Consider the following 23,430-nt stretch of genomic DNA (forward strand, 5'->3'; position numbering starts at 1 on the left):
TGGACCCCCACCGCGATCACCTACATCATCGACGGCCAGGTGGCCGGCACCACGACGACCTCGATCCCGACCAAGCCGATGCACTGGATGCTGCAGACCGAGACCGAGCAGACCGGTCCCGCGGCGACCGCCGCCGGCCACCTGCAGATCGACTGGGTGTCGGTCTACACCTACCAGCCGTGACCAGGAACTGACCGGGCAGTCACGGCGCCCCACGACGGCCCGGCCGGGATCCCCCCGGCCGGGCCGTTTCGGCATCCCCCGACCGCCCGGGGGCGATGCGCCGGGCCCGACGCCCGTCCGTCCGGCGGGCCGCCCCGGGGGCTCCGCGGCGGATCAGAGCTTGGTCCAGGCGTCCGCCAGCACCGATCGCATGGCCGACTCGATCTCGTCGAACTCGGCTTGGCCGCAGATCAGCGGCGGGGCGAACTGCACGACCGCGTTGCCCCGGTCGTCGGCGCGGCAGTAGACCCCGGCCTCGAAGACGGCCGGGGCGACGAAGCCCCGCAGCACCCGTTCGCAGTCCGCGCGGGTGAACGGCTCCTTGGTCGACCGGTCGCGCACCAGCTCGACCGACCAGAAGTACCCGTTGCCGCGCACGTCGCCGACGATGGGCAGGTCCGCCAGCCGGCCCAGCGTGGCCCCGAACGCGTCCTCGTTGCGCCGCACGTTGCCCAGCAGGTCCTCGGCGGCGAAGACGTCGAGGTTGGCCAGCGCGGCGGCGCAGGCCACCGGGTGGCCGCCGAACGTGTAGCCGTGCGGGAACGCAACGGTGCCGGAGGCGAACGGCTCGAAGATTCGGTCGGAGATGATCGCCGCCCCCAGCGCGGCGTACCCGGACGTCAGACCCTTGGCGCTGGTGATGATGTCGGGCTGGTAGCCGAACTTCTCGCAGCCGAACATGGTGCCCAGCCGCCCGTAGGCGCAGATGACCTCGTCGGAGACCAGCAGCACGTCGTAGAAGTCGCAGATCTCCCGCAGCCGCTCGAAGTAACCGGCCGGCGGGGGGATCGAGCCGCCGGCGTTCTGCACCGGCTCGACGAACACCGCGGCCACCGAGTCCGGGCCCTCCATCACGATCGCCTGCTCGAACTGGTCGGCCGCCCAGCGTCCGAAGGCCTTCTCGTCGCCGGCCAGATGCTCGGGGGCCCGGTAGAAGTCGGTGTTGGGCACCTTGACCGCGCCCGGCACCAGGGGCGCGAACGGGATCTGGAAGCCCGGGACCGCGGTGAGGGACAGCGCGCCCTGGGTCGTCCCGTGGTAGGCCACGGACCGGCTGATCACCTTGGTCTTGGCGGGCTTTCCGGTCAGCTTGAAGAACTGCTTGGCGACCTTCCAGGCGGTCTCCACGCTCTCGCTGCCGCCGGTGGAGAAGAACACCTTGTTCAGATCACCCGGGGCCAGCGCGGCCAGCCGGTCGGCCAGCTCGATCGCCGGTGGCGTGGCGTAGGACCAGACCGGGAAGTACGGGAGCCGGCGCATCTGCGCGTCGGCGGCGGCGGCGATCTCGTCCCGGCCGTAGCCGGCCTGCACCACGAACAACGCCGAGAGCGCGTCGAGGTACCGGCGCCCCTGCGTGTCCCACAGGTACGCCCCCTCCCCGCGAGCCATCACCGGGACCGGCCGGTCGGCGAAGCTGCCCATCCGGCTGAAGTGCAACCACAGGTGGTCGGTGGCTCCGGACGGTCCGGCGGTGGGCGGGATCAGCGCGGTCATGCCCGTAGCGTGCCAGACGCCCGCGCGGCTGTCTGCCGGCCCCGGCCGGCCCCCGCCCGGGCTCCGTCGCGAAGCCGGGCCGGGCGGGTCAGAACGGATCCGGGGTCTGGTGGCGGGCGCGCACCTCGACCACGCCCGGCACCCCCGAGGCCAGCCGGGCGGCCCGGTCCCGCACGGCATCGTCACTGCCGTAGTCCTCGATCTCGGCGACGCCGCCGGCCACCGACACGCGCCACCGGTTGGGTGTGTCCAGGGCGGCCAGCTGCCGGTCGATCTCGTCGGCCAGCTCCTGGTCCGTCGGTTCCGGGCGGGCGCGCAGCAGATCCCGGCGGGTAACGACGCCGACCACCCGCAGGCCCTCGACCACGGGCAGGCAACGGATCCGGACGTCGAGCATGATCCGGACGATGTCCGCACGGTCCGCGTCCGGGGTCAGGGATTCGACCGGCGCGGTCATCACGTCCCGTACCCGTCCGGCGGGCGGCGCGTCCGGACCCAGCAGGTCGGCCTCGGTGACGATGCCGACCAGCTCGGCCCCGTCCACCACGGGTAGCGCGGTGAACCCGCGCTCACACAGCAGCGCGGCGGCCGCGGTGGTGCTCGTGCCCGGGGTCACGGTGATCGCCGGGTGGGACATCAGTTCTCGGGCCCGCATCGTCGGCTCCTTCGGCTGGCCGGTGACCTCCAGCGTGGCGCCGGCCGGTGGGCCGGGGAACGGCCGAAGGTCCCGACCGCGCCGTTCAGCACCCGGCGACGAGCCGCCGCCACCGGGCCAGGTAGGCGGCCGCCACCGCGGGGGTCGTCGGGCCGACGGGCAGGTCCGCGGGCAACCAGGTGCGAGCCGGTTCCTCCATCGCCCGCCGCACCTCCTCGCGCAGGCCGCCCGGCCGGTAGAGCCGGACCGCCCCGGGCAGCCGCCCGGCCAGTTCCTGCGCGTACCGTCCGGCCGCGACGAGCGGTCGCCGGCCGGCCCCGATCCACGCGTTGAGCGAGGCGGAGGCACAGATCCGGGTCTGGGGGGCGACCGGGACCACCGGCGCCCGCAGGTACCCGGCCAGATCAGCGTCCGGGACGAAGCCCGCCACCCGGAAGTCGATGGCGTTGTCCCGGGCCAGCCGCGTGAGCTCGGCCGGCAGCTCCGGATGCCGCTGCGATGGTTGACCGACGGCGAGCACGGTCAGACCGGGCGCCAGGCCGGCCAGTTCGTCGAGCACCTCCCGGTGACCCTTGCCCGGATAGAGGAAGCCGAACACGGCGACCGTGGGAGCAGCGGTCCGCGACCCGCGGGCCCCGGGGTCGGTCGCGACCCCGGTCGGCCGCGGCCCGAACGGCAGGGGGTCGATCGGCAGGGGGTCGATCGGCAGGGGGTCGATCGGCAGGGGGATGACGGACACCGCCGATCCCGGCACTCCGGCGACCTCGCGCAGCAGCGAACGCTCGTGGTCGCTGGACACGACCACGTCCACCGCCGATCGGGCCCACTCCCGGTAGGTTCCGGAGCGGCGCCGCACCAGCGCGGGATCGTCGGCCCCCTGCGGCGCGTCGTGCAGGGTGAGGGCCAGGCGGACCCCTCGCCGGGCCAGATCCCGGCGCAGTCCCCCCAGCGTCGCGGCCGGATCGGCGGCCGCATCGGCGAACAGCCAGTCGCTGACGTGCAGATGCACCAACCGGACCGGCGGCGGCAATCGGGCCGGCAGACCGGCCAGTCGGGCGGGGTCGGGCTCGTCGACGACGGTGCCGGCGAAGCCCTGCGCCCGAGCCGACGCCGCGAGTCGACGGGCCAGGATCGAGATGCCGTTGGCGGCCGGCCCGACGGTGCCGACGGCGATGTGATCGTCGGCGGGCTGGAGCGGCAGGGTCACCGGCTGGATGTACCCACCGGCACGTCGCCGAACCGGACGGCGCTCGGTGTGGGCCGACCGCGGATGGGTACCTGAGCTGCCGCGGGGTCGCGGAGCCCCGACGGAGACGACGGTCGGGGGTGCGTGCGTGACGGCAACGGCGACGGGCCCGGCCCTCCGGGTCGCATCCATCCCGGCGGGGCACCCCTACGTGCGCCATCTGACCGCACCGACCGGTCCCGATCCCGTGCGCCGGCTCCCCGACCCGGCCCCGGCAGTCGCCGATCCGGCCCCCGGTCAATGGTGGCCGCCGGTCATGCTCGACCCCGGCTGGGTGCGCCGGCACCGCCACGACTTCGATCTCATGCACGTGCATTTCGGCTTCGAATCGGCCGACCCGGAGTCGTTGGCCCGGTGGTGCCGGGAGCTCGACCGCGCCGGGAAACCTCTGGTCCTGACGGTGCACGACCTGGTCAATCCGCACCTGACCGACCAGGCCCGGTACCGGGCGCTGCTCGACGTCCTGGTCCCGCGGGCGGACCGGCTGATCACGCTGACCCCGGGGGCGGCGGCCGAGATCGGGCGACGGTGGGGCCGGCCTGCCGAGGTGGTCCCGCATCCCCATCTGGTCGATCTCGCCTGGACCGCACCGGCACCGTCACCGGCGACCCGGGACGGTGCTCCCGGGTTCGTCGTCGGGGTGAGCGTCAAGGACCTGCGGGCCAACACCGACCCGCTGCCGGTCCTGGTCGCCCTGGCCGCCGCGCTGGACCGGGTTCCCGACCTGACGGTCCGGGTCGACCTGCACCCGGGGGTGCTGACCCGGCCGGACGATCGGGCCCGGGCACTGGCCGCCTTCCTGCGGGACCGGCGGTCGGACCAGCGGTGGTCGGTCTGGACTCACCCCCGGCTGACCGACGAGGAACTGTGGCGGTACCTGCGCTCGCTCGATCTGGTCGTGCTGCCCTACCGGTTCGGCACGCACTCCGGGTGGCTCGAGGCGTGCGTGGACGTGGGCACCGGCGTCCTGGTGCCGGCGACCGGTCACTATGCCGGCCAGCACGGGCATCCGGCGTACGCCCGGTCGGCCGACGGCTCGGTCGATCCGGAGCCGTTCGCGATGCTGGTGGAACAGATCCGCGAACGGCCCGCGCTGGCCACCCCGGTTCGTCCCGACCGCCGGGCCCAGCGGGATCGCATCGCGCGCACCCACGAGCGGATCTACCGGGCCGCGCTGCGCGGCCGTCGGCCATCCGGGTGCTGATCGACCCGGGCGCGGCCGCCCCGGGTTCACCGGGACACCACCGGGGTACTGGCGCGCCAGCGCCGCCGACCGTCGGTCGGTCGGGATCCTCGCTCCCACCATCAGGAGGTGAATCGTTGGGGCTGCAGCGTTCCAACCGGCCCGGATCGCCGTCGTCGACGGTCAAGGTGTTGATCGTGGCGTCGTTGCGCTACCCCATCGGCGAGCCGTTCGCCGGTGGGCTCGAGGCTCACACCTGGTCACTGGCAAGAGGTTTGCGGGCCAGGGGGCATTCGGTCACCGTCGCCGGCCGCCGCGGCGGCGACCCGGCCGTCGTGACGCACGAGATCGAGCCGCTGCCGGCGGTGTCCGACCTGGACCGGGCCGACACCACCGAGCACCCGACGATTCGACGGGCCGAACGCGCGGCCTATGACGAGCTGTTCGACCAGATCCGGGACGGCATGCTGGGCTCGTTCGACGTCATCCACAACAACTCCCTGCATCCGGTGCCGATCGAACGGTCGGGCGCGTTGCCGGCCCCTCTGGTGACCACCCTGCACACCCCGCTCCTGCCGTGGGCCGAGCAGATGCTCGTCGAGGGGCGTCGGCCGGCCCCCACCGGCACGTTCGTGGCCGTCAGCCGGGCGACGGCCGCCCTGTGGCGTCCGGTGGTGCCGGCCCGGGTGGTGCGCAACGGGGTCGACACGACGGTGTGGCGGGCCGGACCGGGCGGTCCCGGGGCGGTGTGGTCGGGACGCATCGTGCCGGAGAAGGCCCCGCACCTGGCCATCGAGCTGGCGCGGGCGGCCGGCGTCGACGTGACCCTGGCCGGTCCGGTCATCGACCGGGACTACTTCGCCCGGGCGATCCGGCCGCGGCTGGGTCCCGGGGTGCGCTACGCCGGGCATCTGGGACAGTCCGATCTTGCGCGGCTGGCCGGACACAGTGGGGTCGCCCTGGTCACACCGGTGTGGAACGAACCGTTCGGGTTGGTCGCGGCCGAGGCCATGGCCTGCGGAACACCGGTGGTCGCGTTCGGCCGCGGCGGCCTGCCGGAGGTCGTCCCGCCGGCGGCCGGGCGCATCCTGCCGGCGGTGTCCGCCGACGGTTTCCGCACGGATCAGCTCGACGTGGCGGTGCGGGCGGTGGCGCAGGCCCGCGCCCTCGACCGGCGGATCGTCCGGCGTCTCGCCGTGGCCCGGCTGGGCGGTGCGGCGATGGTGCGCGGCTACGAGCGGGTCTACGGCGATGCGGTGCGACGATGGTCGAGCTGAGGGTGGCCGGCTCCCGTCCGGGTGGCTCGGGTCGGGTCGACCGGCCGCCCACCATCGGGTACTACGTCCACCACCAGGGTCTCGGTCATCTGCACCGGGCCGGCGCGATCGCGGCGTTCCTGCCCGCGGCCACGACCGTCCTGAGCTCGCTGCCGGCACCGCACCCGCCGATGCCGTGGGTCGGGTTGCCGATGGACGATCTGACCCGGCCGGCCGATCACACCGCGCACGGCACCCTGCACTGGGTTCCCCGGCACGATCAGGGGCTGCGCCGGCGGATGGCTCTGGTGGCGGACTGGATCGACCGGACCGACCCGGATCTGATGGTGGTGGACGTGTCCGTGGAGATCGCGGTGATGAGCCGGCTGATGGGCGTGCCGACCGTGGTCATGGCCATGCCGGGTGACCGTTCCGACCGCGCCCACCGATCGGCCTACGACTCGGCGCACGCGATCCTGGCCCCGTGGGCGGCCGAATTCTCGGCCGATCAGTGGTCGAACCCGTGGCCGGACAAGACGTTCCATGCCGGCGCCATTTCGCGCTACGCCGGTCGGACACCGGTCCGGCCGGTCGCTCGGGAGCGGCCGAGCCGGGTGCTGGTGCTCTGGGGCCGGGGCGGCGAGCCACTGCCGGACGGGTTCCTGGACGCGGCGTCGCGGGCGACTCCGGGGTGGTCCTGGCGCCAGGCCGGGCCGGAGGGCGGGGTGCCTGTGTGGGACCAGCTCGCGTGGGCGGACGTCGTGGTGACGCACGGCGGGCAGAATTCGATCGCCGAGGTCGCGGCGGCCCGCCGACCGGCCGTCGTGATGGCCCAGAGCCGACCGCACGGTGAACAGGCGGCCACCGTCGCCACGCTGCACCGGGCGGGGCTCGCGGTCGGGCTGCACGCGGTTCCCGACCCCGCCCGGTGGCCCGACCTGCTGGCCGGGGCACTGTCCCTGGGCGGTGACCGCTGGGCCCGCTGGGCGCCGGGGAACGCGCCGCGACGGGCCGCGGACTTCCTCCTGGAGACGGCGATCGAGGTCCGGGACGTCGGGACGGCCCGGGAGCCGACCGCATGACGGGAGCGAACGCGCCCGATCGCCCGAGGACCGCCGTCATCACCATTGCGCGGGGCCGGCACCGGCACCTGTTCGGCCAGCAGCGGGGGCTGCGCCTCGGCGGCCGCCGCCCGGACGTGTACGTGGTGGTCGGCATGGGCGACCCGGTCGCCGCGGCGAGCGGGGCCGCCGGACCCCTGGCCGGGACCGGCTGCGAGGTGCGCGGTGTCGACCTCGTCGACGGCGCCGGCGACGGTCGCCTCCCCCTGGCCGCCGCGCGGAACGCGGGCGCCCGCGCGGCCCTGGCCGCCGGGGCCGACGTGCTGATCTTCCTCGACGTCGACTGCGTGCCCGGTCCGGGGCTGGTCGAGTCGTACACGGCGGCCGTGGCCGGCGAAGACGCGCCCGCCCTGCACTGCGGGGTGGTCCAGTACCTGGCGCCGGAGGTCGACGCCACCGCGGTGCACCCGGCCGACCTGCGGGGACGGGTACCCAACGGCCGCCCGCGACCCGGTCCGGGACGGTCCGTCCCGTCGGACGACTGGCACCTGTTCTGGTCGCTGTCCTTCGCCGTGTCCGCCGCCACCTGGCGCCTTCTCGGCGGGTTCTGCGAGGAGTACCGCGGGTACGGCGCCGAGGACACCGACCTGTCGTATCTGGCGTTCCGGCAGGGCATCAACCTGCGCTGGATCGGGGGCGCGGATGCGTTCCACCAGTACCACCCGTCACCGTCCCCGCCGACCCAGCACCTGCCCGACATCGTGCGCAACGCGGGCGTCTTCCACCACCGGTGGGGATTCTGGCCCATGCAGGGGTGGCTGACCGCGTTCGCCGACCTGGGACTGGCCCGCTACGACGCCGACCGGGACGCCTGGAGTCTCGTCGCGACCGGGTCCGGATCCGGCGTCGCGGGCGGCACCGGATGACCGCGCGGCCCGAGGTCTCGATCGTCATTCCCTATTTCGACGACCAGGACCGGCTGACCCTGCTGCTGCGGGCGTTGGCCCAGCAGACCGGCGGGGTGGGGTTCGAGGTGGTGGTCGCCGACGACGGCTCCCCCCGGCCCCCGCGGATCCCGCCGGGTCTGGGGTTCACGTGCACGGTGGCCCGCCAGCCCGATGCCGGGTTCCGGGCGGCCGCCGCCCGCAACCTCGGCGCGGAGCGGGCGACGGGGGAATTGGTGCTGTTCCTCGACGGGGACACCATGCCCACCGCCGGTTACGTCGCCGCGATGACCGCCCGGTTGGGGTCGGTCGACGACGGGTACGGGGCCCTGGTCGTCGGGCGGCGCCGGCACGCCGCCCGGTCCGGGGTCGGTGCCGGCGACGCGCTGCGCTTCCTGCGGGACGGGGTCGCGAGCGACCCGACCGGACCGCGCCACCCGGGAATCACCGTCCTGCCCGATCCGGGCTGGCTCCGGGCCGGGTACGCCCGGACCGCCGATCTGGCCGCCGCGGGCGACGAGGACTTCCGGTTGATCATCTCCGCGGTGCTCGGCGTGGACCGGCGGCTCTGGCTGGCCACCGGCGGCTTCGACGAGTCGTTCGTGGGGTACGGCGGCGAGGACTGGGACCTGGCCTGGCGGAGCCGGGTGGCCGGCGCCGGGTGGGCGTACGAACCCGCCGCCGTGGCCTGGCACGACGGGCCGGACGCGGCCGGCCGGAACCGGCCGGCGGCGGTGAAGAACGCAGAAAGCATCCGGTTGGCCAGGACCGTCCCGTTGCCGTCGGTCCGCGGCCGCGGCCTGATCTTCGCGCAGCCCGACATCGTGGTCCGCTACACCGGCCCGACGACCGGCACCGCCGCCGATGCGGCGGTCGTGGCGTGCGTCGCCGGGCTGCTGGCCGGCTCGGACGCCGGGGTGTGGTTCGAGAGACCCCGCGACCCGCTGCCGCCGTTGCTCGCCGACGACCCGCGGGTGCACGCCGGACCGGTTCCGGTCGAGATCACCGGCCGGGCCCGGTGGGTCGTGACGGTGCACCGGCCGGTTCGGCTGGCGGAGCCGCTCGCCGTCGCCTGCGCGGCCGGCGAGTGCGAGGTTCCGGAGTGGATGCAGATCCATCACACCCGGTCCCGCAACCGGGACGCCCCGATGCCCGGCCGGACCCCGCCCGGTCTCGAGCCGATTCCCGAGGACGTCGGCCTGGAGCGCTGGTGGGGTGGATGGTGACGCGCGCCGGTCAGGCGGCCAGCCGGGTGGCGGCCAGCCGGCGGTACCGGTCCGCGGCGTCGGGCGGCAGGGCCCCGCGCCGGACCAGCTCCAGCACGCACCGCAACGCCAATCCGGCGCTGCCGTACACCACGTCGGCGATCAGGGCCAGCCGGGCGAGCTGACCGTCATCGCAGTCGGCCGCCCGCACCGGGTCCCGGACGTACAACACGTCGGCCTCGACCAGCTGCCGGGCCGCCCGTTCCAGCGGGTCGGCCCAGACCACCGGGGCGAGCGGCCAGGTCCGGGTGGTCACGAACTGGTGGGGCACGAAGCCCTGCCGGCGCAGTTCCAGGTCGACCTCGGCGAAGGTCGGCTGATCCCGGTACAGGCGGTGGAACCCGACTTCGGTCTGCACGGCCACCGCTCGTCGCAGGGACTCGCGCCCCGCGCGCAGGACGGCCAGCTCGCCACCCTGGATGTCGATCTTCAGGTAGTCGACCGAGTCGATCTCGGCGATGTCGTCCAACCGGTGGGTGTCGACCGGCTGCCGGTCGACCACCCGGGCCAGCGCGGGAAAGTCGATCAGCAGGTCCAGCTGGGACTGGTCCGGCTCGAGCAGGCTGGCGAAACCCGAGGTGGCACACAGGTGCAGCGTGTGCCGATGCCCGTCGCCGACCGCGTAGGGCAGGTACCGCTCCCCCGGGCCGGCCCGCCGGCGCAGTTCCGCCAGGGCCCCGGGCTGCGGCTCGAACCCGGTGACGCGGCCCCAGCCGCCGTCCAGCAGCGGCCGGTACGGAGGGTCGCCGTCGATCGGGTTGGCCCCCACGTCCACGATCTCCACCACCGGTTCGGATGCCGGTCCCGACGGTTCGGCCGACCAGGCCGGAGCCAGCAGATCGGCGACGCTCCGGTCGATCTCGGGGCGGTGCGGGCCGCCGTCCCCGGCCGGACCGTGACGGGTGACCGATCGGTCGGCACGCTCCGGACCGGTCGTCCGCCGGGCACCGGGAGGGGAATCGGTCACGCCGGCACGGTACCCAGCCGGCGCCGGGCCAATCGGCCAGCGGTCGGTCCGGCGTCTGGTCGACCGGCTGGGTCGTCCGGCTGGGTCGTCCGGGACGGCCGGCGGGACGGGGTCAGTGGCCGGCGGCGTCGGCGGTGTCGGCACCCTCGGCCGGATCCGTGGCGGCCTCCGGTGGCGTCGGGTCCGGCGGCAGGTCGGCCGCGTCGGGATCGGCGCCCTCGGCCGGCGCCCGGCGGCCCGCCATCGCCTCCTGGCTGCGCGGGGTGGGAGACGTTTCCTGACTCATCGAGTCCTCCTTGAGGTGTCGTTCCGGTAGGTCGTGCCTGCCGTGTGCTCCCGGACGGGGCCGGCGGACCGGTCAGAGAACCGGACGTCCGCCGGTGACCGCGATCCGGGCGCCCGAGATGGAGGACGCCTCGTCGGAGGCCAGCAGCACGTACACCGGCGCCAACTCGGCGGGCTGGCCCGGGCGGCCCACGGGCGTGTCCTGGCCGAAAGTCTCGACCTTCTCCGGCGGCATGGTGGACGGGATCAACGGTGTCCACACCGGTCCCGGCGCCACGCTGTTGACCCGGATGCCCCGCTCGCCCAGGAGCCCGGCCAGGCTGGCCGAGAGGTTCGCGACGGCCGCCTTGGTGGCCGCGTACGGGGCCAGCGTCGGCGAGGGCATGTCGGAGTTCACCGACGAACTGCCGATCACCGACGCCCCCGGCCCCAGGTGCGGCAACGCCGCCTTGACCAGGTAGAACATCGCCGAGACGTTGGTCGCGAAGGTGTGCTCCCATTCCTGGTCCGAGATCTCCTCCAGCGATTCGTGGCTCATCTGGTAGGCGGCGTTGCTCACCAGGATGTCCAGCCGGCCGAACTCGGCGATCGCCCGATCGACGATGTCGCGGCAGTGCTGGGCCTGAGAGACGTCGCCCGCGACGAGCACCGCCCGGCGGCCGGCCTCGCGAACCAGGCGGGCCGTGTCCTGCGCGTCCCCGTCCTCGCTCAGGTAGGAGATCACCACATCGGCACCTTCCCGGGCGTAGGCGATGGCCACCGCCCGGCCGATGCCGCTGTCGCCGCCGGTGATCACGGCAACCTTGTCGAGCAGCCGGCCGTGCCCGGTGTAGGACTCCTCGCCGCAGTCGGGGACGGGGGTCATCGCGGACTGGATGCCCGGCGGTTCCTGCTGCTGGGCGGGCTGACTCGCCGGTGGCGTCACGTCCTCCCCTTTCGCCTGGTCGTCATCGAGCACGGTGCCGCGGTGCGCGGCCACCGATGGTCGGTTCCGCGGCGACGGCGTCGCCAAACGGTCCGGGTGCCAGGCGATGGGTGGTGCCCGTGCCCTCCGGGGTGCCCTGGCCGGGGCCCGGGGTGGCTGATCCGGGTCGGGCGACCGGCCTGGCATGCGGGACGACCCGTCTCACCCACCGGGTACGGTCGATGACAGCCGGTGGCGACGGCCGCCCCCGCCGGGATGAAAACAGGTTGTTTCGGATCGGTTTCTCCGCCTCCAAAGGCGCCATCACTCCGGTATCGCTAAGAACCTGCCCACCCGAGCCGACCGCCCGGAGAGACGTGACTCGACCCATCAGAGTGCTGCCCGAGCAGCCGGCCCCCGCCGGTCGCCTGTTCGCCCTGTCCGACGACCGCGTCGGGATCACCGCGCACCTGGCCGCGGTGGACGACTGCCTGGGCTCGACCATGGAGGCGCTGAGCCGCCGCTGGGCCGACCTGGTCGACGGGCAGGGCACCGACGTGCTCGGCGACGCCGACCTGCCCCAGCTGCTCGGCGCGCTGCTGGCCAGCGGCGGCAAGCGGATCCGCCCGACCATGAGCTACCTGGGCTGGGCGGCCGGTGGCGGCCCCGGCGCGGACGAGCGCCGGCAGATCGTGACGGTCGGCGCCGCCCTGGAGCTGCTCCATCTGTTCGCCCTGGTCCACGACGACGTCATGGACGAGTCCGATTCCCGCCGGGGGGTCCCCACGGTGCACCGGCAGGCCGGGGACCGGCACGCCGCGGCCGGCGCCGGCGGCCGCCCGGAGCTGTTCGGGACGAGCATCGCCATCCTGGCCGGCGATCTGGCGCTGGCCGAGGCCGAGGGGCTGATCGCGGAGACCGATCCGGTCATCCGGCGTCTCTGGCGGCACCTGGTCGTCGAGCTGGTCGTCGGCCAGCGTCAGGACCTGACCGGCACCGCCGCCCGCCGGCGGGACCTGCCGTTCGCCCGGTCCGTCGCCATCCTCAAGTCCGGCTGCTACACCGTCCAGCGGCCGCTGGAGCTGGGCGCGGCGGCCGCGTCCGCCCCGGACGGGGTGCGGGAGCGGTTGAGCCGGTACGGCGAGCACCTGGGCGAGGCGTTCGCGTTGCGCGACGACGTCCTGGGCGTCTGGGGCGATCCCGACCGGACCGGCAAGCCGGCCGGCGACGACCTGATCTGCGGCAAGCCGACCGTGCTGCTGTCGATCGCCACCGAGTGCACGCGCACCCCGGCCGCCCGCCGGGCGCTCGACCTGGTCGGGACGCCGGCGTTCGGGCCCGACGAGCTGACCCTGCTGCTGGCCGAGCTGTCGTCCAACGGCACCCGCAGCCGGGTCGAGGGGATGATCGCGGATTCGGTCGGCGCGGCGCTGGCCGCGCTGGACGACCCGGCCCTGGATCCCGACGTCGCCGACGAGCTGCGGCAGCTGGCCCACACGATCGCGTGGCGCGAGCGATGAGCCGCATCGTCATCGTCGGCGCGGGGCTGGCCGGCCTCGCCGCCGGCTGCCATCTCGCGGGCCGCAGCCACGAGGTCGTCATCACCGAACGGGCCGCGCTGCCGGGCGGCCGCGCCGGTCGCGAGGAATCGGCTGGCTTCGTCTTCGACACCGGCCCGTCGGTCCTGACCATGCCCCAGCTGATCGACGACACCCTCGGCGCCGCCGGGGTGCGGATGAGCGACGTGCTGACCCTGCGCCGGTTGGATCCGGCCTACCGGGCGGTCTACGCCGACGGCAGCACCCTGCGGGTGCGGGCCGACACCGCGGCCATGCGCGCCGAGATCGCCCGGGCGTCCGGTCCGGCCGACGCGGCCGCCTACGACCGGTTCGTCGACTGGCTGGGCGAGCTGTACGACGCCGAATGGTCCCGGTTCATCGACCGCAACTTCGACCGGGCGCTGGACCTGGTGTCCTCCCCCCGGGCCGCCGCCCGGCTGCTGCGGCTGGGGGCCTTCGGCCGGCTGGGCCCGGCGGTGCGGCGCCGCTTCGCCGACCCGCGGCTGCACCGCCTGTTCAGCTTCCAGGCGCTCTACGCGGGCCTGGCTCCCGACGCCGCGCTGGCCCTCTACGCGGTCATCACCTACATGGACACCGTGGAAGGGGTGTGGTACCCCGACGGCGGCATGCACGCCGTGCCGACCGCCCTCGCCGCCGCCTGCGAGAAGGCGGGCGGCCAGCTGCGGTACGGCACCGAGGTCACCGAGATCCTCCGGCGGACCGACACCGGGGCGGTGGCCGGCGTGCGGTTGGCCGACGGCGGGCGGGAGCGGGCGGACGCGGTGGTGCTCACCCCCGACCTGCCGGTCGCCTACCAGCGGCTGCTGCCCGAGCTGCGCCCGCCACGGGCCGTCCGGTCGGGCACCTACTCGCCGTCGGCCGTCGTCTGGCACGTCGGCGTGCGGGGACCGCTGAACGATGACATCGCCCACCACAACATTCATTTCGGGCAGGAATGGGAGTCGTCGTTCGACGCCCTGCTGAACCGTGGCCGGCTGATGCCGGACCCGTCGCGCCTGGTCACGGTGCCGAGCCGGTCCGATCCGCAGGCGGCGCCACCCGGTGGCTCGACCCTGTTCGTGCTGGAGCCGGTGCCGAACCTGACCGCCGACATCGACTGGTCCGCGCAGTCCGGGCCGATGCGGGAGCGGCTGCTGCACTTCCTGGACGGCGCCGGGTATCCCACCGACGTCGTGGCCGAACAGCTGGTGACCCCGCTGGACTGGGAGCGTCAGGGCATGCACCTGGGCACCCCGTTCGCGCTGGCCCACTCGTTCCCGCAGACCGGCCCCTTCCGGCCGCCGAACGTCGAGAAGCGTGTTCCCGGCGTGTTCTTCGCCGGATCGGGCACGGTGCCGGGAGTCGGCGTGCCGATGGTGCTGATCTCGGGAAAGCTGGCCGCGGACCGGGTCGGCGGGTACCTGGGCGGCGGTCCGGGATGACCCTGGCCGTCGACGAGGGCGTGCTGGAGGCCGGCTACGCCCGGTGCGCCGAGATCACCCGCCGCAACGGCACCACCTACTACTGGGGCACCCAGCTGCTGCCGAAACGGCGTCGCCGGCACGTCCACGCCGTCTACGCCCTGTGCCGGCTGGCCGACGACATCGTGGACGACCAGGCGGTCACCACCGGCCGGACCCCGGCCGAGATCGGGGCCCGGCTGGACGCCTTCGCGGCCGACTTCCGGGCGGCGGTCGACTCCGGCACCACCGACCCGGTGCTGGCCGCGGCCGCCCACACGGTCCGGACCGTCGGCATCCCGCAGGAGTGTTTCGACCGGTTCTTCGGGGCGATGGCGATGGACCTCACGACGACCCGGTACGAGACCTGGGACGACCTGCTCGGGTACATGGAGGGGTCGGCGGCGGTCATCGGCGAGATGATGTTGCCGGTGCTGCAGCCGCGCGGCCCGGAGGCGGTCGCGCCGGCGCGGGCCCTTGGCTTCGCCTTCCAGTACACCAACTTCCTGCGGGACGTGGCCGAGGATCTCGACCGCGGGCGGGTCTACCTGCCGCAGGACGAGCTGCGCCGCTTCGGGGTGCGGCCGGTCGATCTGGGCAGCCGCCGGGTGACGCCCCAGTGGCGGGCCTTCATGGCCCATGAGATCGAGCGCGCGCGGGGGCTCTACCGGGAGGCCGACCGGGGTTTGGCCTGGCTGCCGGGCCGCTCGGCCCGCTGCGTGGCCACCGCCCGCGTGCTCTACTCGCAGATCCTGGACCGGATCGAGGCGGCCGACTACGACGTCTTCTCGGTGCGGGCCCGGGTTCCCACCTGGCGCAAGGCCGGGACCGCGGCCCGGATCCTGATCACCGGACCCTGACCGGCGTCCGGGCCCCGGCCGTTCCGGGACCGACCCCGGCCGTCCCGGGACCGAACCCGGGCGGGGCCGGACCCGGGCCCGACCCCGCCCCCGGTCACACGGCCAGCCGGCGGAGCGTCCGGACCGCGCCGACCCGCGAGGACGTCGGGACCGACCACAGGTCGTGGCCCCGGGTGCCCCACCCCTCGAGCAGTGCGTTGGCGGCCAGCCAGCCGGTGGTCGCGGCCCGCTCCATCAGCGCGACGGGCAAATCGCACCGCACCCCGTCGCCGGCCAGCACCAGGCGCGGGTCGTCCGTGCGCACCCCGGGCCGGTGCCGGCGCTCACCGGGCCGGAAGGACGGGCAGTCGTCCGAGACGAGCCACTCGTCGGCCAGTGCCGTGGCCCCGCGGGTCTCGGGGAACACCGCGGCCAGCTCGGCCCGGAGCGCCTCCCGCAGCGCCCGCTCGGTCCACGACTCGTCGATCGCGTAGGCGTGCACCTCCACCACCGATCCGCCGTTGGTCGCGGCCCAGCGTCGCGCGCCCGCCTCGTACCGTTCCAGGACCGAGATGTTGTCCAGCAGCTCGAACCCGCCGGTGCCGACGAAGGCCGGGCGGTCGGCCTGGACGGGCCGATCCAGCCAGAGCCGCCAGACCACGAACCGCGGGGCGTTGCCGGTGCGGGCCAGCGACTCCCGCCACCCGCCGGCCGGCAGGCCGGCGGCCTCGGCCACCAGCGCCCGGGTGCCGCGGGGATCGGCGGCCAGCACCACGGCGTCCACCTCGACCCGCTCGTCGCCGACCGTGGCCCGCACCCCCGGGCCGGCGCCGAAGTCGAGATCGCCGACCCGCACGCCGGTCCGGACGTCGACCCCGCCGCCGAGCAGGTGCCGCTGCAGCGGATCCCAGAACGTCGTACCGAAGTCGTCGGTCGCGACGTCGAACAGCAGCCCCTCGGACGAGCCGACGAAGTACAGGTGGAACATCGCCAGCAGCTCGCCCGCGGCGTACTCGCTCGGATCGGCGAAGAAGCTGCGGGTGAACACCTCCAGGGCGAGATGCCGCACGGCCGGCGGGAACCGGAGCTCGTCCAGGAACTCCTCGGCGCTGATCGCGTCGTGGTCGTCGAAGGACCGGGGGAAGTCGAGGTCGAGCATGCCGGAGGAGGCGGCGATGTCGGCCTTGACCAGCGCCCGGGCGCCGAAGTTGGGGCTGCGCAGCGCGTACCAGAACAGGTTCAGCGGCGGGGTCCGCGGCACGCGGGCGAACGAGTCCGTCGCCCCGTCGGCCATCACCACCGGGTAGTCGGGCAGCGGCGTGAGGCCGGCCAGGTCCGGATCCACCCGGCGCAGCAGCGCCCGCAGGTTGTAGTACTGGCGGAAGAAGGCGTGGAAGCCCCGGCTCATCGTGACCTGGTCGGTTCCGTGGGTCACCGGCCAGGACCGGACCCGGCCGCCGAGTTGCGGGTGCTGCTCGGCCAGCACCACCCGGACCCCGCGCTCGGCCAGCCCCACCGCCGCGGCGATGCCGGCGATTCCGCCGCCGGCGACCAGGACCCGGGGGGCCGGTCCCGGCACCCGGGCGGTCCCGGTCCCGGCCGGATGCCGGACCGCCATCCGGTCCCGGCCCGGCCGCCACCGGCCGCGTCCGTCCTGCCGCGTCATGCCGCCTCCCTCTCGTCCCGCCCGGCGGCCGCGGTGCGGCCCAACCGGGTCCAGGCCACCAGCGTCAGGGTGACCAAACCGAATCCGAAGCCCAGATCCTCGATGGGCGCGTAGGCCAGGCGGATCCCCAGGATCACGTCCGGGTCGTACTGCACGATGCCCAGGCCGGTGAGGATGCCGTTGACGATCAGCTGGAAGAACACCACGATCGCGTAACTGGCCCAGAACAGCCGGGTCCGCAGCAGGCCGGTGCGCACGACGACCAGGTCCATCAGGACGGCCACCACGATCGCCACCAGCGCGCCGGCGGTGTAGGCGCCGATCATCGCCGGGCCTCCAGGTCGGCGGCCGCGCCGTCCGCCCAGGCCGGCCGGAGCCGGCGGACCGTTTCGAAGGTCAGCAGCGCGCAGATCGGCACCACGAGGAAGAACATCAGCTCCTCCAGGGGCAGGATGCCGATGAACACCCCGGTCACGTACTGCTCGTCGAACCACCACCAGCCCGCCGCGGTGGCCAGGTAGTCCCACAGCACGAAGACCGCGGCGACGGGCAGGATGGCTGCGGCCGCGCGCCGCCACCGGCCGTACACCCGGGCCTTGAAGACGATCTCGAGCGGGGCGGTCAGCACCAGGCAGGCCAGCAGCACCGACAGGTAGGTCAGATGGTGCACAGCAAATCCTCCGAAGGGGTCACGTGCGGGTCCGGAACTCCAGGATGAGGGGTCCGCGAGGGGTCAGGGTGAGGACCCCGGCCGGCCGCGGGTCACCGCCCACCCGGCGCAGCCGCCCGCCGGCGAAGCCCCGGGTGGCGGTCTGCACCATCGAGGTGGCCAAGGCCGCGCCCAGGCAGGTGCGCTCGCCCGCCCCGAACGGCAGGTACCCCCAGGCCGGGATGGGCTGCTCGAACCGTTCCGGGCGGAACCGGTCGGGCTCGGGCCACAGGGCCGGGTCCCGGTGGGTCAGGTAGGGGCTGTAGAGCACGAGCCGGCCGGCCGGCACCGGCAGCCCGTCGAACTCGACGTCCCTGGTCGTCACCCGGCTGCCGATCCAACCCGCCGGATAGAGCCGCAGGGTCTCCCGGACCAGCGCCCCGGTGCGCCCGGCGGCATCGGCGGCGGGATCGTTGAGATCGGGCCGGGCGGCCAGTTCCCACAGCGAGAAGGCCAGGGTGTGCGCGGTCGTGTCGTACCCGGCGGCCAGCGCGACCATGGCCTCGTCGACGGCGGCGGCCCGCGGCCCGGGCAGGGCGGCGAAGTCCGCGAGCAGCGTGTCCGGCCGCGGCTGCGCCATGGCGGCGGCCAGGGTCCGCCGCATCTGGCGCAGGCGCACCGGACGGGGCAGCAGCGGCGCCGGCAGCGACCGGTCCAGCGGGGCGAGGAAGCGGTCGAGGACGTCGGTCCGGTGGCCGGGCCCGAAGAAGGCCTCCGCCAGCAGCCGCCGCACCACCGCGGCGGCCCAGGCCACCGCGTCGAAGGTGCCCTGCGGACGGCAGCGGGCCACGACGTCGGCGAACCCGGCCGTGAAGAGCCGGGTGACGACCCGGCGGTGGGACGACGGGTTCAGGTCGGCGCGCCGGGCCCGGTGCGCCGGGGATTCCAGCGAGATGACGCCCCCGCGCAGGAACGGCGAGAGCTGGCTCATGCTGCCCCGGCTGCGGAACGTGTCCAGATCGGTCAGGATCATCCGGTTCCAGTCGGGCCGGTAGCCCACCAGCGCCCGCCGCCACAACCGGACCCGGAAGACCGGACCCAGCCGCGCCCCCTCGTCGAGCAGGGCGATCGCGTCCCGGCCCCAGCGCGGCAGGTGGCCGCTGATCCGCGCCCCGGCCGGGCTGGGCGCCCGGTGCGACTCCCCGGGGCCGGGCATGCGGCGGCTCACGTGGCGTAGCTCCGGCCCCGCCAGACCTGGCGCCGGCGCAGCCCCTGAGCGACCACCGGCACCGCGGCCAGCGGCGAGGCCGCGACCGCGAGCGCGGCCGGCCAGTCCCGCCCACCGGTCTTGACCTCCAGCAGCGCCCGCTCGGCGATGCCGAGTACGGCGGCCAGCCGCCACCGCGGCGACACCAGGGCGAGCCCCGGCGGCACCGAGTACGCCAGCAGGTGCCACAACCACGCCGAGACGACCAGCCAGCGGCGGCCGCCGGTCATCGGCAGCAACCCGCGGCCCAGCCCCGCCGCGACCTCGCGCCGGTTCCGGTACATCCGGACCTGGACGGTGGCCCCGCCCAGGGCCAGACCCAGCCGCAGGCCGCGCGCCCGGACCGTGCGCGCGAGGGCGACGTCCTCGATGACCGCGTCCCGCACGGCGTCGAAACCGCCGGCCGCGGCGTAGGCCTCGCGCCGGAACGCCAGCAGGGCGCCGTGCGCCGTGGCCGCCGACCGGATGGGACTGCGCAGCAGCCCGAACGGCAGCCCGCAGAGCAGCACGTCGACGATCAGCGGGGCCAGCAGCCGCTCGCTCCAGGACTGCGTGCGGTGCCGGGGAAAGACCGAGAACACCTGCGCGTCCTGCCGTTCCATCTCGGCCAGCACGGCGGCGGCGGCGTCGGGGGCCAGCCGCACGTCGGCGTCGCAGAACACCAGGGTGCCGGCCCCGCTGGCCTGCGCGAGCTGGGCGCAGGCCCAGGTCTTGCCGGCCCAGCCGTCCGGCCGGGGCCGGCCGGTGATCAGCCGCACGGGCGGCGAGCCGGGATCGGCACGGTCCAGCAGCCGGCGGACGACCGCGGCGGTGTCGTCGGTCGAGCCGTCGTCGAGCAGGACGACCTCGTCGAAGCCGGCGGCGAGCATGGCCGGCAGCGTCTGCGGGATCCGGTCCGCCTCGTCCCGCAGCGGCACCAGCAGAGCCGTGGATCCGGTCGCGGGGCGCGGGTGGCGCCCGGACAGCGTCGGGAACCACCAGGTGTTCACGGCCAGCACGGCGATCTTGGCCGCGAGGAAGCCCAGCACCGGCAGCGCGGCCGGTTCGATCGCGGCCGGCGCCCGGCTCGACCGCCACCCCGTCACCGGGAGATCCGTTCCGACCAACTGCGCACGCCTCGAACTACCTGCCGGAACCCCGGAATCGGATGCGCCGGATCGGCGCCGGACATTTCGCCGTCCAGCCCGGCCAGCCGCTCGGCCAGCACCGGGGCCAACCGGGCGGCGGACGCCACCGGGGTGAGGTCGAGGTAGGCCTCGGGGGCCTGCTGTCCGCGCAGCACGACCCGGGTGGCCACGGCCAGCAGCGGGGCGTCGGTGCGCCGGGCGAACCAGGCCGCCCCCGGGTGCAGCGGGCCCAGCGGCCCGCACGCCCGCAGCTCGCCCTCGGGGAAGACGACCAGGACCCCGCCCGACCGGGGCACGTCGAGCGCGGCCCGGAGCCGGTCCGACCCGACCGCTCCGGCCCAGCCGAACACCCGCCGCGAGCCGATGTTGGCCGGGTCCATCAGGACGCCCACGTCGGAACGGCCGGCCGCGCGCAACGCCGCCTGCGCGACGAAGAAGTCCCACCAGCTGTGATGGTTGGCCGCCCAGACCGCCGGACCGGCCGGCAGGTCGCCGCGCACCCACACCCCGCGCAGGTTCCGGCGGACCAGCTGGTCCAGGCAGAACCCGGCCACGGCAGTCGTTTTGGTCCCCCCGGCGGCCGGTGCGACCGGCGTCCGGGGTCGGCGCGGCTGCGCGTGGGGCGGCGTGGCGTCCGTCGTACCTGACACCTGGCCAACCTACCGACCGGCCCGGCGCCCCTTCACCACGACCGGCCGCCCGGCGGCCGGAACCTCCCGCCCCGCTGGGCGATTGGCGCGCCGGCCGGGCATGTGTGCTGCGCCACAGCGGGCCCGGCGGTCAGCCCCCGACGATGAGTTGCACCAGCACCACCTTGGCGATCATGCCGACGGCGAACAGGGCGGTGAACCCGGCCCCCAGCCGTTCGTCGTCCACCCTGGCGGTGCCGTAGGCCAGGACGGCCGGCTGGCTGATCAGACCGGCGAGCAGTCCGGCCGCCCGCACCGGGCTGGTGCCGAACAGGCGCGCCACCACGACCATCAGCAGGTCGGTCACCGCGACCACCACCACGCCGGTGGCGACGATCCGCAGACCGTCCGCGGTGAACGCCTGAGCGGCGAAGGCCGGTCCGGAGGCCAGCCCGGTGGCGGCCAGGAACAGCAGCAGCCCCAGCTGGCGGATCGTCAGGTTGGCCGAGTTGGGCAGGCCCCAGACGATGCGCCCGGTCCGCTCGATCCGGCCCAGGACCATGCCGACGACCAGCGGTCCGGCAGCGGCGCCCAGGGTCAGGCCACCACCGCCGGGCAGGGGCACGGTGACCAGTCCCAGCAGCAGGCCGGCGGCCAGGCCCAGGCTCAGGCTCAGCGCATCGACCTCGCTGACCCGGCGTTCGGAATCGCCGAGGAAGTGGCCGACGTCGGACATCCGGCGTCGCGGCACCACCACCCGCAGCCGGTCGCCGAGCTCGACGACCAGATCGTCGTGAGCGAGCAGTTCGGTGTCACCGCGCCGCACCCGGGTGATGATCCCGTCGAACCGGCGCGGGATGTCCAGGCTGCCGACCGTGCGCCCGGCGATCGCCGGATTCGAGATCAGGATGCGCCGGTAGTCGACCTCGGACCGGTCGTGGGCCAGGTGGCGGGCGGCCCGCCGGCCGAGGTAGTCGACCGCGGAGGCCGCCGGGCCGGCGCCGCCGATGATCACCACCCGGTCCCCGGGCAGCAGTTCCTCGTCCTCCCGGACCACCCGGGTGATCCCGTCCCGGCACAGGTAGGAGAAGCGGACGAGATGGTCGGCGAAACCGGGCACGTCGGCGAGCCGGGCCGCCCGCCGCACCTCGACGGTGAAGTCGACCAGCGCCTGGGCCGCGGGCGAGGGCTGGTCCCGGGGAGCCGGCCAGCTCCGGCCCAGGACCGCCGACATCGCCACGATGGTCAGCACCACGCCGAACGGGTAGGTCAGCGCGTACCCGACGGCCGGTTCGGTGCCGCCGGCCCGCGCCGTCGCCGCGGCCAGGGCGGGCGTGCTGGTCAGGGCCCCGGCGAAGGCGCCGCCGCGCACCGCCGCCGTCAGCCCCGCCGCGCTTCCGATGACCGTGACCAGCAGACCGGCCACGATCAGGACCCCGACCGCGCTCACCATTACCGGCAGGTGACGGCGGACCGAGTGGAAGAACACCGACCCGGAGGCCAGGCCGACGGTGTAGACGAACAACGCGAGCCCGAGGGTGCGAACCAGGTCCAGCCCGGTGCCCAGCCGTGGGTCGAGCGCCCCCACGAGCAGCCCGACGAACAGCGCGCCGGCCGGGCCGAGCGTGATCGGGCCGAACCGCACCAGACCCAGCAGAGTGCCGACCGCGACCACCAGCATCAGCGTGAGCAGCGGGCTCGCGGCCAGGATGGCGGTCATGCCCGGCTCCGGGTGGCCGGTCGCCGGGCGTCGTCGCAGGTCATCGGCGGCCCACCTCCTCGTGCCCGAGTGGTCCCCACCCTGCGCCTGCCCCGCCGGGCCCGGGCAGGGCCCGAAGTCCCGATCGGACCCGCCGGGCGCCGGTCCGGGCTACCCCTGACGGGCCTTGAATCGCGGGTTGGCCTTGTTGATCACGTAGATCCGCCCGCGCCGGCGCACCACCTGGGAGCCCGGCCGGTTCTTCAGCGATCGGATCGATGCCTTGACCTTCATCTGTCACCTCCTGCCGGTCGTCGAGGGGGCTTAACAAGAACGGCTCTCATTAGACACGAAGACGCCAGCCGGCGGGTCACGATCGGAGGACGCCCGGGATGTGAACGGCGTCACTGGACACCGGCCGACCCGTCCCTTACGGTAGGGCCATTCTATGGTCCGACCATTGCAGAGAGGATGGCCCGACCGCCGTGCACCGATGCACCCGATCGGCCGCGCCCACCGCGGATTCAGCGCCCGGAGCGCCCCGCCCGAGGTCGCCGCACCAGCCCACCCATCCCACCGCTGCGAGACGTGAGGCGACGACATGACGGACCGAACCGGGCCCCGCCGCCCCGCCCTCCCGGCACCCCGCTCCCCACGAGCCGCCCGATGAGCGCGCCCGCCCTGCCGGCCCCGGTGGCCGAGCGATGGGACTGGCAACTCGCCGGCGCCTGCCGCGGCATGGACGTCGAGGCATTCTTCCTGGCCGCCGGCGAACGCCGGCGGAGCAAGGAGCGCCGCATCGAGGCCGCCAAGCAGACCTGCCGGGAGTGCCCGGTGATCGTCCAGTGCCGGGAGTGGGCCCTGCGCACCCGGGAGCCGTACGGGGTCTGGGGCGGGCTCTCGGAGGAGGATCGGGCCGAGATCCTCGGCGTGGACGACCTGCGCTACCCCGCCCCTCGCCGGACGCCCGCCACCTCGGAGGCCGGCACGTCCGGCTGATCGGCGCGTCGGCCGGCCCGCCCCCGTCCGGCCGTCGCGCCCCCCCCCCCGGGG

At 74.8% G+C, this 23,430-nt stretch carries 23 protein-coding genes and 1 pseudogene; 10 read left to right on the plus strand and 14 right to left on the minus strand.

The genetic code is table 11. The features are described from left to right. Window positions 1–183: pseudogene (locus tag ACOJUF_RS10000) on the plus strand (1,3-beta-glucanase); the annotation flags it as partial. A gap of 153 nt (window positions 184–336) precedes the next feature. Here the strand turns inward: ACOJUF_RS10000 and ACOJUF_RS10005 are convergent. From ACOJUF_RS10005 to ACOJUF_RS10015, 3 genes are all read right to left on the minus strand, one after another. Beyond that, window positions 337–1,716 (minus strand): aspartate aminotransferase family protein, encoded by a 1,380-nt coding sequence (locus tag ACOJUF_RS10005; RefSeq protein ID WP_420121708.1) that lies wholly within the window; start codon window positions 1,714–1,716, stop codon window positions 337–339. A gap of 88 nt (window positions 1,717–1,804) precedes the next feature. Further along, a complete protein-coding gene (locus tag ACOJUF_RS10010) occupies window positions 1,805–2,371 on the minus strand; it encodes an HPP family protein (protein ID WP_420121709.1) in 567 nt (188 codons plus the stop codon). Between the two features lie 85 nt (window positions 2,372–2,456). Further along, window positions 2,457–3,578, minus strand: a complete 1,122-nt coding sequence (locus tag ACOJUF_RS10015; RefSeq protein ID WP_420121710.1) for a hypothetical protein — start codon at window positions 3,576–3,578, stop codon at window positions 2,457–2,459. A gap of 190 nt (window positions 3,579–3,768) precedes the next feature. Between ACOJUF_RS10015 and ACOJUF_RS10020 the strand changes: the two genes are divergently transcribed. The 5 genes from ACOJUF_RS10020 to ACOJUF_RS10040 all read left to right on the plus strand — a co-directional run bounded on the left by ACOJUF_RS10020 (window position 3,769) and on the right by ACOJUF_RS10040 (window position 9,287). Continuing rightward, window positions 3,769–4,821, plus strand: coding sequence for a glycosyltransferase (locus ACOJUF_RS10020; protein WP_420121729.1), 1,053 nt, complete (start codon window positions 3,769–3,771; stop codon window positions 4,819–4,821). 116 nt (window positions 4,822–4,937) lie between these two features. Then, a complete protein-coding gene (locus ACOJUF_RS10025; protein WP_420121711.1) occupies window positions 4,938–6,077 on the plus strand; it encodes a glycosyltransferase in 1,140 nt (379 codons plus the stop codon). Beyond that, window positions 6,065–7,138 (plus strand): glycosyltransferase, encoded by a 1,074-nt coding sequence (locus ACOJUF_RS10030; RefSeq protein WP_420121712.1) that lies wholly within the window; start codon window positions 6,065–6,067, stop codon window positions 7,136–7,138. Before ACOJUF_RS10025 ends, ACOJUF_RS10030 begins: the two co-directional genes overlap by 13 nt. Beyond that, a complete protein-coding gene (locus ACOJUF_RS10035) occupies window positions 7,135–8,043 on the plus strand; it encodes a glycosyltransferase family 2 protein (protein ID WP_420121713.1) in 909 nt (302 codons plus the stop codon). The genes ACOJUF_RS10030 and ACOJUF_RS10035 overlap by 4 nt, the downstream gene beginning before the upstream one ends. Then, entirely contained in the window at window positions 8,040–9,287 is a 1,248-nt protein-coding gene (locus tag ACOJUF_RS10040; protein WP_420121714.1) for a glycosyltransferase family 2 protein, read from the plus strand. Before ACOJUF_RS10035 ends, ACOJUF_RS10040 begins: the two co-directional genes overlap by 4 nt. Window positions 9,288–9,297: 10 nt before the next feature. Here ACOJUF_RS10040 and ACOJUF_RS10045 read toward each other — a convergent pair whose 3' ends face one another. The 3 genes from ACOJUF_RS10045 to ACOJUF_RS10055 all read right to left on the minus strand — a co-directional run bounded on the left by ACOJUF_RS10045 (window position 9,298) and on the right by ACOJUF_RS10055 (window position 11,443). Next, the gene (locus tag ACOJUF_RS10045; RefSeq protein WP_420121715.1) at window positions 9,298–10,293 is read right to left on the minus strand and encodes an FkbM family methyltransferase; all 996 of its coding nucleotides are present in this window, start codon (window positions 10,291–10,293) and stop codon (window positions 9,298–9,300) included. 112 nt (window positions 10,294–10,405) lie between these two features. Then, window positions 10,406–10,579: a hypothetical protein gene (locus ACOJUF_RS10050; protein WP_420121716.1), complete on the minus strand. Its 174-nt coding sequence runs from the start codon at window positions 10,577–10,579 to the stop codon at window positions 10,406–10,408. Between the two features lie 72 nt (window positions 10,580–10,651). Beyond that, window positions 10,652–11,443, minus strand: coding sequence for an SDR family oxidoreductase (locus tag ACOJUF_RS10055; RefSeq protein ID WP_420121730.1), 792 nt, complete (start codon window positions 11,441–11,443; stop codon window positions 10,652–10,654). 416 nt (window positions 11,444–11,859) lie between these two features. Here ACOJUF_RS10055 and ACOJUF_RS10060 point away from each other — a divergent pair, with 416 nt between their 5' ends. From ACOJUF_RS10060 to ACOJUF_RS10070, 3 genes are read left to right on the plus strand one after another with little or no spacing between them, the layout of a single operon-like run. Then, a complete protein-coding gene (locus ACOJUF_RS10060; RefSeq protein WP_420121717.1) occupies window positions 11,860–13,002 on the plus strand; it encodes a polyprenyl synthetase family protein in 1,143 nt (380 codons plus the stop codon). Further along, entirely contained in the window at window positions 12,999–14,483 is a 1,485-nt protein-coding gene (locus tag ACOJUF_RS10065) for a phytoene desaturase family protein (protein WP_420121718.1), read from the plus strand. Before ACOJUF_RS10060 ends, ACOJUF_RS10065 begins: the two co-directional genes overlap by 4 nt. After that, window positions 14,480–15,361, plus strand: coding sequence for a phytoene/squalene synthase family protein (locus tag ACOJUF_RS10070; protein WP_420121719.1), 882 nt, complete (start codon window positions 14,480–14,482; stop codon window positions 15,359–15,361). The genes ACOJUF_RS10065 and ACOJUF_RS10070 overlap by 4 nt, the downstream gene beginning before the upstream one ends. A 94-nt stretch (window positions 15,362–15,455) precedes the next feature. Here ACOJUF_RS10070 and ACOJUF_RS10075 read toward each other — a convergent pair whose 3' ends face one another. The 8 genes from ACOJUF_RS10075 to ykgO all read right to left on the minus strand — a co-directional run bounded on the left by ACOJUF_RS10075 (window position 15,456) and on the right by ykgO (window position 22,671). Further along, a complete protein-coding gene (locus tag ACOJUF_RS10075) occupies window positions 15,456–17,006 on the minus strand; it encodes an FAD-dependent oxidoreductase (protein ID WP_420121720.1) in 1,551 nt (516 codons plus the stop codon). After that, entirely contained in the window at window positions 17,003–17,332 is a 330-nt protein-coding gene (locus ACOJUF_RS10080) for a lycopene cyclase domain-containing protein (RefSeq protein ID WP_420121721.1), read from the minus strand. The genes ACOJUF_RS10075 and ACOJUF_RS10080 overlap by 4 nt, the downstream gene beginning before the upstream one ends. Beyond that, window positions 17,329–17,676, minus strand: coding sequence for a lycopene cyclase domain-containing protein (locus ACOJUF_RS10085; protein ID WP_420121722.1), 348 nt, complete (start codon window positions 17,674–17,676; stop codon window positions 17,329–17,331). Before ACOJUF_RS10085 ends, ACOJUF_RS10080 begins: the two co-directional genes overlap by 4 nt. A 19-nt stretch (window positions 17,677–17,695) precedes the next feature. Next, window positions 17,696–18,871 carry a cytochrome P450 gene (locus ACOJUF_RS10090; protein WP_420121723.1) on the minus strand — a complete coding sequence of 392 codons (1,176 nt, stop codon included), beginning with the start codon at window positions 18,869–18,871 and terminating at the stop codon, window positions 17,696–17,698. 8 nt (window positions 18,872–18,879) lie between these two features. After that, window positions 18,880–20,007 (minus strand): glycosyltransferase, encoded by a 1,128-nt coding sequence (locus tag ACOJUF_RS10095; RefSeq protein WP_420121724.1) that lies wholly within the window; start codon window positions 20,005–20,007, stop codon window positions 18,880–18,882. Further along, entirely contained in the window at window positions 20,004–20,603 is a 600-nt protein-coding gene (locus ACOJUF_RS10100) for a lysophospholipid acyltransferase family protein (protein ID WP_420121725.1), read from the minus strand. Before ACOJUF_RS10100 ends, ACOJUF_RS10095 begins: the two co-directional genes overlap by 4 nt. A 226-nt stretch (window positions 20,604–20,829) precedes the next feature. Continuing rightward, on the minus strand, window positions 20,830–22,398 hold the full coding sequence (locus ACOJUF_RS10105) for a TrkA C-terminal domain-containing protein (RefSeq protein ID WP_420121726.1): 1,569 nt from the start codon (window positions 22,396–22,398) through the stop codon (window positions 20,830–20,832). A 150-nt stretch (window positions 22,399–22,548) separates the two neighbouring features. Next, complete coding sequence (ykgO, locus tag ACOJUF_RS10110) at window positions 22,549–22,671, minus strand: type B 50S ribosomal protein L36 (RefSeq protein ID WP_420121727.1); 123 nt, start codon at window positions 22,669–22,671, stop codon at window positions 22,549–22,551. Between the two features lie 372 nt (window positions 22,672–23,043). Between ykgO and ACOJUF_RS10115 the strand changes: the two genes are divergently transcribed. After that, a complete protein-coding gene (locus ACOJUF_RS10115; RefSeq protein WP_420121728.1) occupies window positions 23,044–23,376 on the plus strand; it encodes a WhiB family transcriptional regulator in 333 nt (110 codons plus the stop codon). The last annotated feature ends 54 nt before the right edge of the window (window positions 23,377–23,430 follow it).

This window comes from Nakamurella sp., from assembly GCF_048594475.1.
Lineage (GTDB): Bacteria > Actinomycetota > Actinomycetes > Mycobacteriales > Nakamurellaceae > Nakamurella.